This window comes from Bartonella sp. CM120XJJH, from assembly GCF_042194715.1.
GTDB lineage: Bacteria > Pseudomonadota > Alphaproteobacteria > Rhizobiales > Rhizobiaceae > Bartonella.
Map to the genome: position 1 here is coordinate 1 of NZ_JBHINE010000076.1, position 963 is coordinate 963.

Below are 963 nucleotides of genomic sequence, written 5' to 3' on the forward strand. Positions count from 1 at the left end.
GAGATGACCAAAACCAAAAAACTCGACATGGAATTGCCTAAAGAAGGACGCTTTATCAGTTCTGAATTCCCAATCTTGCGGGAAAACTTGACCAAAATTGATCAAGCTATGATGGAAGTTGAGGAAAAAGTAGACGAAAAAGCACCTTTAAAACACACGCATACCATAAGCGAAATCACAGATCTAGAAAGCGCTCTCAAAGGCAAAATGGCAGCCGATAAAACCTTCTCATTTGCTGATTTAAGCGATATCGAAGGTGCAAAAGATGCCGCAAATAATTATGTTCTCTATAAATCAAGCAACAATAACTTCACTTTTGGTAGTGCTATCTCTCTATTAGGCGCGCATCAACATAAAACCGAAGATATCGTGGGTCTTGATGATTTTAGAGCCAAGATCAATGAAGATCTCACAAGCTATGGACACCTCACAAGCCCAAATGAATGGCAAAGTTATAATAAATTTACCAGCAAAGTAACCATGAGTAGTGATTTGGAACTGTTAGGCAATTCGTCGTTTAACCTTATCCATAACAACAAAGTCGTTACCAATCTAAGCACAACCGGAAGCTCGCTGAAAGGACCGCTGAAAGTAGATGGTGACCTTATTTATACCAAATCACAAGTGGATGCAGCTATCTTAGCAGAAACAAAAAAGATCTTAAAAAAAGCTTTGAGTAATAAAGTCATTAATTGGTCTGCGCTTGTTGATGCTGAGTTACTTTATACACAGGATGGGAAAATTCAATGGCCAGATTGGGTAACCGATAAAACCAAAGTAGAAATCCAAGCATGGGGCGGTGGAGGTAGTGGTGGTTCCTCTTGGTCTTATGGTGATGGCGGCGGCGGCGGCGGCGGAGGTTGTTCCGTGTGGTATGGCTATAAATCCAGTTTAAACGGGCATGAGGATATCATCATTGGTAAAGGAGGAACTTCTGTTGCAAAGCATGGTGCGACAGGAAAC

The 963-nt window shown here is 41.2% G+C and carries 1 protein-coding gene; it reads left to right on the forward strand.

The window, feature by feature from the left end; genetic code table 11:
* Positions 1–3: 3 nt before the first annotated feature.
* A partial coding sequence (locus ACFIKU_RS09800; protein ID WP_375657392.1) for a Bgr_08870 family protein occupies positions 4–963 on the forward strand: 960 nt, incomplete at its 3' end.